The organism is Armatimonadota bacterium (assembly GCA_031081585.1).
Classification (GTDB): domain Bacteria; phylum Sysuimicrobiota; class Sysuimicrobiia; order Sysuimicrobiales; family Humicultoraceae; genus Geohabitans; species Geohabitans tengchongensis.
Genome location: JAVHLY010000012.1, coordinates 76,972 through 86,396 on the forward strand (window position 1 = coordinate 76,972; position 9,425 = coordinate 86,396).

At 66.2% G+C, this 9,425-nt stretch carries 7 protein-coding genes; all 7 read left to right on the forward strand.

The window, feature by feature from the left end:
* The first annotated feature begins 102 nt into the window (after positions 1-102).
* On the forward strand, positions 103-1,080 hold the full coding sequence (cmr1, locus tag RB146_06620) for a type III-B CRISPR module RAMP protein Cmr1 (GenBank protein ID MDQ7828652.1): 978 nt from the start codon (positions 103-105) through the stop codon (positions 1,078-1,080).
* Positions 1,077-1,934: a hypothetical protein gene (locus tag RB146_06625; GenBank protein ID MDQ7828653.1), complete on the forward strand. Its 858-nt coding sequence runs from the start codon at positions 1,077-1,079 to the stop codon at positions 1,932-1,934. Before cmr1 ends, RB146_06625 begins: the two co-directional genes overlap by 4 nt.
* Positions 1,931-4,924: a CRISPR-associated protein Csx11 gene (locus RB146_06630; protein ID MDQ7828654.1), complete on the forward strand. Its 2,994-nt coding sequence runs from the start codon at positions 1,931-1,933 to the stop codon at positions 4,922-4,924. Before RB146_06625 ends, RB146_06630 begins: the two co-directional genes overlap by 4 nt.
* Entirely contained in the window at positions 4,917-5,903 is a 987-nt protein-coding gene (locus RB146_06635; protein MDQ7828655.1) for an RAMP superfamily CRISPR-associated protein, read from the forward strand. Before RB146_06630 ends, RB146_06635 begins: the two co-directional genes overlap by 8 nt.
* The gene (locus RB146_06640; protein ID MDQ7828656.1) at positions 5,903-6,277 is read left to right on the forward strand and encodes a hypothetical protein; all 375 of its coding nucleotides are present in this window, start codon (positions 5,903-5,905) and stop codon (positions 6,275-6,277) included. The genes RB146_06635 and RB146_06640 overlap by 1 nt, the downstream gene beginning before the upstream one ends.
* A complete protein-coding gene (locus RB146_06645) occupies positions 6,274-7,131 on the forward strand; it encodes a hypothetical protein (GenBank protein MDQ7828657.1) in 858 nt (285 codons plus the stop codon). Before RB146_06640 ends, RB146_06645 begins: the two co-directional genes overlap by 4 nt.
* Positions 7,128-9,425, forward strand: a 2,298-nt coding sequence (gene cas3u, locus RB146_06650; protein ID MDQ7828658.1) for a type I-U CRISPR-associated helicase/endonuclease Cas3, incomplete at its 3' end; no start/stop codon positions are given. The genes RB146_06645 and cas3u, both read left to right, overlap by 4 nt.

Sequence of the window (9,425 nt, forward strand, 5' to 3'; positions counted from 1 at the left end):
GGGGCAGAGAGACATTCGTTGTTCACGGTTTGCGGAGGGCGACTCGGGACAAAGCTAACCAGCGGGCACGCGGCTTGGTTCGGGGAAGGTTGAGGATCAATCATGGACGCTGCTCGCGAATGGCAGTTGAACGCACTGACCCCTGTTTGGACCGGGAGCGTCAAGATCGAGAACGACCGCGAGAAAATCGTTAACGAGCAGGTTGTCCCGATTGGCCTCCTGGGCTCGATCCGGTGGTGGTTCGAGGTGTTGGTTCGCGGGCTAGATGGCAGCGCCTGCGATCCGATAGACACGAAGTGTCGGGCTAAGGATCACTGCGTTGTCTGCGAGCTGTTCGGTTGCACCGGCTGGGCGCGCAAGTTCCGCTTCCAGGTCCTTGCCGGAGCCGACGGAGACACGATCCAGCGGGAGCCGCTTCAGATGGGCAATCGGTTTCGCCTTCGCTTCCAGCCGCTTCGCGAGATTGCCCCCGAAGAATGGGCGCTCCTTGATCTGACGCTGCACCTGATCGCTGACTACGGCGCCATCGGCGGCAAGACGGTGCTGAAGCCTTCGGACGAGACCTCACGCGCGAGTCGGCCCCACCATCAGGACTACGGCATAATCGATCTTCTAAAGGGCCCGTTCGAGAAGGACGGGTTCGCGGCGGGGGTACGACGGAGAGAACTCGAAGCCTACGTGCGTAACGGGCAGTGGTGCACGGTACAGCACGGCGACTTTGCGTGGGCTTCGCTTCGGCACTTCTGGTGCGTGAACGGGAAGTACCTTGCCCGGGAGGATGCAGACAAAAGTCGATTTAACCGCGTGATTGGGCGCGAGGAGCAGAAGGCTAGAGGCCAGCAAATTCGCAATGGCCAGAGACGTGCGAATGAGTGGCTTGCGGGCCGGCAGCGCGAAAGCAAGAAGGTCTTCAGCTTCAAGAGCCCGGCGCGCACGTTCGGCTTCGTCAAGCCTGGGACGGTGGACTTCGAGGCGATCAAGGGGAGGCTCAGGCGGGCATGGCCCGATCTGAGAGACGATGAGTTCCTCACGGGCGATGAGATCATAGATCGACTGCTCAGCGGGACGACGAGTTCATGAAAGACCTCTACGCCTCGCTCGCAGACGAGCGGGCCTGCCCGGACCAGATGACCGCTCCGGCAGGACTCGGCTCCGGCTTCGTGGACGGCTGCACGGCGTGGTCCGCCCGCGGAAGCGCCGAGAAGAACGAAGCCCGGCGCTGCTACCTGAAGCACATCGCTGGCAGGGCAGGTCTCGCCTTGCCGGCTGCCCTCCGCCTCGAGCCGGATTTCAGCCAGCTCCCCGCTCGGGGCTGGATCGGCTTCGAGGTGGCGTTCACCCTCGAGACGCCCTGGTACTCGAAGGACGACCGGCCCTTCCACGTCCTCGACAACCCGGCCCGAAAGGACCGCGTCTTCGGTGTGCCGTTCATGGCGGCCGCGAGCTGGAAGGGGCTGCTGCGGTGGGCCTGCCGCATGCGGAATCTCGACCCTGGGCACATCCGCCACCTCTTCGGCAACGAGAAGGGCAAGGACGAGGACTTCCAGCGTGGCGCGCTGGCGTTCTACCCGACCTGGTTCGACTGCCTGGGCTTCGAGGTCATCAACCCGCACAGCCGAACGACCCGCGCGGGCACGCAGCCGATCTACTACGAGGTCGTGCCACCGGAGGCGAGGGGCGTTCTGCGCTTGCTCTACGCGCCGCTGCCCGGTATGGAGGAGAACCCGCAACGGTCGGGCGCGCTACTGGGTCTGCTCAAGGCCACAGACGACCTGCTACGCAAGTACGGCATCTCGGCCAAGCGCACCGTGGGCTGGGGAACGGCCAGACCCGAATTGTGGAAGGCGTATCGGAAGGGCGAGGCAACTGTCCAAAAACAGACGGTAAGTGACTTCGTCAACTCGTTCTCGTCATGGCTCGGAGGCAACGCATGAGCGCCTTTACCGCTCCCGATAAGCTCCGGGAGCACCGCTCCCTCCTCCTCGCTATGGAGTGCGTGGGCTGGTTCCACATGCTGGGTAAGTGCCGCGCCGAGTTCCTTCGTAAATACGGAGGCCAGAAGACAGATTACGACGACCTGCGTTGGTTTGCCAAGGAATCGCCACCGTTCCCGTGGGACGACCTCCTCAGCTGGTTGAGGAGAGCCTATCCTCAGCTAGGCGGTCTGAACCCGTGGCCAGAGAGCTTCACGGAGTTTGTTGAGAAGCATCGCGAGAGCAACTCCGGCCTCCTCGGCCTGCTGCAAGCAGGGCACGGGATGGCCTCGGGGATCGAGAAGCAGAGCTACGCTGAGAACACTGTCAGGTATCTCGCCCAGGACGCGACCCACATGTGGATCGCCTCTCCGTTCGGCCAGCCGCGGCGGAACCTCCTAGCAGACCCGCCCGACGTGCTCACAGCCAGTGGCTGGGCGCGGCTCGTCGGCGAAGCCCGCCGGGTGCTGGAAGAGCTTCAACAACTGGGCAGCAACAAAAACACGAATCTCGATACCTGGTGGAACTGGCGGGACAGCGCGATTGGGCCGCGGGCCTTCATTCGCTCGGCGCTCGCCTCGACTGTCGCCGAGACCAGGCTTCCGAACAACGACGTAACGGTCTGGGACCAGTCCTACGTCGCCGCAGCGCTGTTCAAGAGCGCCGTGGCCGGTGTGATCCTCGAGGGCTCGGCCCTCCCCTGGTCTGACGGCAGGATCAAGCACAAGACCCGTTGGCGCCTCCTCACCGTGGGCATGGGTGCGGACCACTACGAGGCGCGGGCCGTGCGAATCGGCGACTGGACCGGGGCACGCCTTGCTCTGGACAGGTTCTTCTCGGACGTCCGCCGGCTCGTGGAAGTGGATCTTGCCGTCGGTTCGGTGCTCTACGTCGATGGTTCGATGCACGTGTTCTCGTTCCCGGGCGAACGGGACGATGGCGGCGGAGCAATCGAGGAGAGCGAGTGGCGGGACTGGCTAAGGGGAGAGATCGACGGACTCGCTCGGAAGCTCGATTTGGAGACGCCCCCGCACTGCGACCTGAGCGCTCCCACACGGTCGCTGGTGCCGATGACGAACGCGATCACCGCGACACGCTGCCGGCTCGCGTTGCCGGTTCACCGACCGTGGACCGTTGCCCCGAGTGGACCAGCGACACCCGGCCACACGTGCCCCGTCTGTCTCGTGCGCCCGAACGGAGATCCGACGGACAAGCAGAAGCCCTGTGCTCCGTGCCGTGACCGTCGCAATCACCGTCTCCGGGCATGGCTCGAGGGGCAGCTCGGCGACGACACCATCTGGATTACTGAAGTGGCGGATGGGAACGATCGGCTGGCACTTCTCACACTGAGCCTCGACATCGAACCGTGGCTCGACGGCACGCGGGTCGACGCATTGCGCGCCCAGGCGGCTCCCGAATGGCGGCGCCACAACCAGGTCCTGGGGAACACCGCGAACCCGGTTGACACGGACCGGCCCTTCGAGAGCCTCATTCAGTATGTCAAGAGTCAGCTCGGTGCGTTCAACCGAAAAGACCCGGTGTTGAGCAGCCTCCAGGAGGGCTACCGCCACGAGAGCGACTGGCGGACGTTCTTCTCGAAGATCGTCGAGGACCGTGCGAAGGCCCCAGCCTGGGACGAGCTGGATGACAGCGGGCGCGCCCGCTGGATCGTGCACCAGCTCTTCCGCAAGCTACCGTCGCCGGGCCGCGTGTATCGATTCTGGCGGGAAAGCGAGGCGTTCTTCGGTCGGCTTCTCGCACGTTTTCGCGAGGAGGCCGCGGCCGACGCGAATCGGTGGCGGGTGCGACGTCTCGAACTCGAGGCTGGCAACGGGTCCAGTACGGTCTGGCAGGAAGGGGAGGTATACAACGGCCGGCTGGGCGAGGCACCGGTGAGCGTGCTGTACCGGGAGGGCCGATTCGTCACAGTTTGCAACTTGTCTCGGCTGCTCCGCAACGAAGCGGCGGCCGATGGCCTTCGAGGAAAGGTAGTCGAGTTGCGCGGTGACGACCATGACCAGGTGATGGAGCTCGTGGTCAACCGCATTCGCGAGGTGCCGAGCAGACTCGGCACCTACCATCCCGTTATCCCTCTTGAGCTGAGCCCCTTGCGCTTCCGCGTCCTCGTGCCGCTCGAAGCAGCGTCGCGGTGCGTGGACCTTGCCTACAACAATTGGAAGCAGGAGATGTCGCGTGTATGGGACCGGCTGCCGCTGCGGATCGGGGTCGTTGCCTTTCCCCGCATGGTGCCGTTCCAGGCCGTAATCGAGGCGGCGCGGTCACTGGAGCACATTCTGCACGCGGCAGCGGACGAGATCTGGCGAGTAGCCGAGCGCGAGGTGCGCGAAGGGGTCGTCAGCCTCCGCCTCGTCCGCCCCGACGGGGAGACCGAGCTCCGTGCCGTTCCCGTCAGCCTGCCCGATGGGCGCCGCGACGTGTTCTACCCGTACGTCCGAGTGAGTGATCGGCGCCTTCGCGCACCGCTCGACTTCGGGAATCCGCAGGACGGCCGGATCTACCGCCACGTGCAGGATGTATGGCCTGGTGATGGCATGGTCGTCGCTCCCGCTCGCATCGCCACCGTGTTCCTCGAAAGCACTGGGCGGCGCTTCGAGCCGGTCCTGCCCCGCCCGCTCGCGGCCTGGGACCGCATGCAGGACGTCTGGCGCCTCCTTGAGCGCTCGGGGCCCAGCCAGGCGGCGCTTCGTGGGGCGTGGTCGGAACTCGCCGAGCGTGCCGAGGCGTGGCGTGGGCCCGATGGCGGTTGGCTTCCCGGCGGACGCGAAGCTTGGCTCGCGCTCGCCCGCGCGCTGCTCGGAGAGCGCCTCGATGTTGGCGGCGCTGCGCTCGACCACCTCGTCGAGGCGGCAGCCGACGGTACGCTCGAATGGGCCATCGAGTGGCACGTGGTCACCCTGAAGCAGAGGATCCGGGAGGTGGCTCATGCCTGATACGGCCAGAAGCTTTCAGGTATCTCGGTACGTCGGGTTGGCGCTCGATCCGATTCATGTAGGCACGGGCGGGAGCCGGCTCGGCCGGGTGGACCTCACGATCGTGCGGGATCCGGTGACGCGGGTCCCCAAGATCCCCGGGTCCAGTCTTGCCGGTGTGCTGCGTGCGTACGCCGCGATGGCGCAGCAAGACAAGCATCCCAACCGCCAGGTTAACGGCAAGCAGAAGCCGTACTATCCCGACTGTGCGGGCCAAGGCCAGCCGAAGCAGGACGGAACGGGCGGCCACTGCGGCCAGCCGGACTGTCCGATCTGTACTGTCTTCGGCTTCGCACGCGGGGATGCTGGCGGCTTCGCCGGCCTCGCGGCCTTCAGCGATGCGCACGTCCTGCTCTTTCCCGTGGCGACGCGCGAGGGGCCGGTCTGGGTGACCTGCCCCGACTCTCTGCGTGACATCATTGGACAGCCGGTGGAAGCAGACGGGGAGGCGATCTACCGCGAAGTGGACGGCTCCCCACTGAACCTGGGCTGGCTGATGCTGCCGGTCAAGAAGCTGGGCGTCTGGGACTCGATCACGCAAGCGCTGAAGGCTCGGGGTGTGACCGAGGAGATCACGCGCGCCCTCGCTGTCGTCTCCGACAAGCTTTTCAGCCACGTGGTGAACAGCAACCTCGAGGTGCGCACGTCCGTATCCATCGACCCAGGGACGGGTGCGGCCGAGGAAGGTGCGCTCTTTACCTACGAGGCGATTCCCCGGGGCACTGTACTTTCTTGGACTGTTACCTGTCGAGATCCCAAACACTTCCGGATCGGGAATCAAGCAGTCACTGCAGTAAGGAGCCCTGAGGAGGTCCATGGCGTCGTACGGAGGGCATCTACTTACCTCGAGCATTTGGGTATCGGCGGCATGGGTACGCGGGGCATGGGGCGGCTACGGGTGCTTCAAGGCGGTGCACAGCACATAGGGGAGGCGTTGTGATGGAAAACCTCGACCTCGCATGCGCTGAGCTGGGCTCCGCTCTGGCGACGATTGGTGGGGTGGAGGAGAAACTCCTGATCGATGCGCTCTCTGTGCTCGAGGAGCAGGGGCCGTATGCGTTCTTCCTGTATCTGAAGGCACGCGGGGGGAAGCCCGGGGGAGCGATCAGCCAGAAGTGCTATGAGTTTCTGAGGACCCATCCGACAGAGCGCGCTCTGCTTCGCGGCGACGAACGTGACGCCCTTGCTCACGTACGGGCCTCACTGGCCGATGACCTTGACGGTCTGCTCCTCGCCCGCGATCTTTTGCGCCAGGCGTTGATCTACGCTTGCTACCACTCGAGGACTCGCGGCGGGTTGAGGCGCGGCCGATGATCTGGAGGTTGCACCGCTGGGTCTGGAAGCTTCAGGGGCCGCTTTCCGTCGGCATGGCGCCCGCAGGGGCGCTGAACCGGTGCCGCCTCTACGTACCTGCTCGCGCGGTCTGGGGTGCCTGTACGACCGAGCTGGCGCAGAGCCGCCCGGCCGACTTCATCGAAGCGGGCAAGAAACTGCTCGAGCGCGCCCGATTCAGCTACCTCTTTCCGGCGGAATGGGACGGCCGGTCCTGGAGCGCCTGGCTTCCTCGCTTCAGGGAGGGACACGGCCTTACGTGGGCGCGCGAGGACGACCGCGACGGGCAACAGCCCGTCGCGGATCGCGACTTCCGGTTCCATCTGCTGGAGGCACGCCCCGGAACCGCTATCGATCCCGAGTCGGACAGTGCGGCTGATGGCAGCCTGCGCGAGACCGAGTGCATCACGCGAAGGTGGAGAAGGGGGCGCGGTGAGGTCGCGCTCGTTGGCTACGTCTTCACGAAGAACGATATCGACCTGGGCTCGGTCGACTCGCTCTTCCTCGGCGGCGACACGCGCTACGGGCTCGGTGCCATCAAGCGTGAGGGTTTCGATCCGACAGGCAGTTTCTTCGGCGCGCAGATATCGCTCGAAGACGAGGATCCCAGCGTTGAGACCAATCGGGTACTCGGCCACGCGACCACGGACGCCTCCATGCTTGGCGCGCTCGAGCATGTCGCCGGTTGGGATCGTTCCCGCGCTGGGCTCCGGTCGATCCGCGCGAAGCCGCTGTGGGTTCCGGGCACGGCGACGCCGGACAACGCACCGAGGCGATGGTGGATCGGGGACGATGGGATTTGGCGGGACCACCGGAGGGGGGGCGAGCGCGAGTGAAGGACCTCGTGTGGACGTTTGGGAGCTTCTTCGACGCCCTGTGGGGCCAGGACCCCTTCCCCTGGCAGCAGATGCTGGCCGAGCGCGTGGCAGCCGGGGAGTGGCCATTAGCCCTGGATCTGCCGACCGCCTCGGGCAAAACCGCATGTCTCGACATCGCCGTCTATGCTCTGGCGACCCAAGCATACCGCCCGCTCGCCGAGCGTACCGCACCACGCCGCATCTGGTTCGTCGTGGACCGGCGGATCGTCGTGGACGAGGCCTTTGAGCGCGCCCAAACCATCTCCGAGAGACTGGCCACGGCCACTGGCGGGTCGCTCAAGGAGGTCGCCGACCGACTGCGGGCGCTGAGCGGCACCAAACGCCCGCTGGCCGTTGCCCGACTCCGCGGTGGGATCTTTCGCGACGACGGCTGGGCGCGGATTCCCTCGCAGCCCGCGATCATCACCTCCACCGTCGACCAGCTCGGCTCGCGGCTCCTGTTCCGAGGCTATGGACACAGCCTGCTCGCGGCTCCCATCTTCGCCGGCCTCGCGGCGAACGACAGCCTGATCATCCTCGATGAGGCCCACTGCGCCGTGCCCTTCATGCAAACTCTCGAGGCTATCGCCCGGTTCCGAGGGCCGAGGTGGGCCGAAGAGCCGCTGTCGTCACCGTTCGCCTTCGTGGTGATGTCAGCCACGCCGCCGCAGGGGATCCCGGCGGGAGCAATCTTTCCGGGCCACGAGCGCGAGCGGGCGCTCGACCACCCGAAGATTCACCGGCGGCTTCGCACGTCGAAGCTGGCCGAGCTTGTCACGGTCGGAGGCGAGCGCAAGAAGAAGAACGAGGACGGCGAGTCGGATGATCCGCTGGTCGCCGAGGCCGCCGCTCGCGCGGCGCAGTACCTGGCCGAGGGACGGCGCCGCGTGGCGGTCATGGTCAACCGCGTGCGGACCGCCGAAGCGGTCGCGGGAGTTCTCAGTGCAGCCCTTTCCGACCGCGCGGACGTGGTTCTCCTGACGGGGCGTTTCCGCCCCCTCGAGCGTGATGAGCTCGTCGAGCGGTGGATACGGTATCTGCGAGCGAGAGAACCGGAGGAACCCCAGCGCTCCGTCGTTGTTATATCCACCCAGTGCCTCGAGGTGGGTGCCGATTTCAGTTTTGACGCACTCGTTACGGAGTGCGCCAGCCTCGATGCGCTCCGCCAGCGGTTCGGCCGGCTGGCGCGTTTGGGCTCGGACGAACCACCGCCTGCAGCGATCCTCGTCCGCGAGGAGGACGTCGACCCTGACAAGCCGGACCCGATCTACGGGCTTGCCCTGTCGGAGACGTGGCAATGGCTCCGAGACGCGGTGGCCTCACAATCGAACGGCCGACAGGTCGTGGACTTCGGGGTCGATGCCTTGGAGGCGAGGGTACGGGATATTGACGACGTCTCCAGGCTGCTGGCCCCAACCGAGAACGCTCCAATGCTGCTCCCGGCTCACCTGGATCTCCTCTGCCAAACGGAGCCACCGCCTCATCCGGAGCCGGAGGTCTCCCTGTACCTGCATGGGCGTCCCGGTGCGGCTGAAGTCTTCGTCGTCTGGCGTTCCGACCTCTCACCGGACCAAGATGGAACCTGGGCGGAGACCGTAGCCCTTTGCCCTCCCGTGAGTGGAGAGATGCTCCAGTCGCTGCTTTGGCGCGTGCGGAGCTGGCTGGCAGAAGGTGCACCCCCGGATGATTCGCCCGACGTCGAGGGGGCCGAAACCGAGCGCGACCCCGTCCGGGACCGAATCCGACCGTGTCTTCTCTGGCGGGGCCGCGACCGGTCGCTGGTTGCGAGAAAAGCCGGGGACATCGCGCCCGGCGACGTGGTCGTGGTGCCCGCGTCGTACGGGATCGCGGGGCTCGGCCACGCCACGAACGAGCGAGGGCTGGGTGCCGACGGGCTCGACCTTTGGGAGGCTGCGCGCGATGAAGCCGGCCAGCCACCGGCGGTGCGCCTGCAGCGGACTGTGCTTGCGCCCTGGCTGGCCTGCCCCCCGCTTGCCGACTTGATCAGACTGGCCGAGACCCCGGGGTGGGACCGCGGCGAGATCCAGGACGCGATTGACGCGGTGCTCGCCTACCAGCCCGAGGGTGAGGGATCGCCGCCTGCGCCCCCGGACTGGTGGCGGGATCTCCTGGGGCGGGCGAGGACCGGACGCCTCCAGGATCACCCGGCGGGTGGGATCGTCGTGCTGGGCCGCCCGAGCTCCGCAAGGGGGGTGGTATCCGAGCCCGACCTCTTCGCGGACGATGACGACCTCGCGTCCGCAGCGGACGCC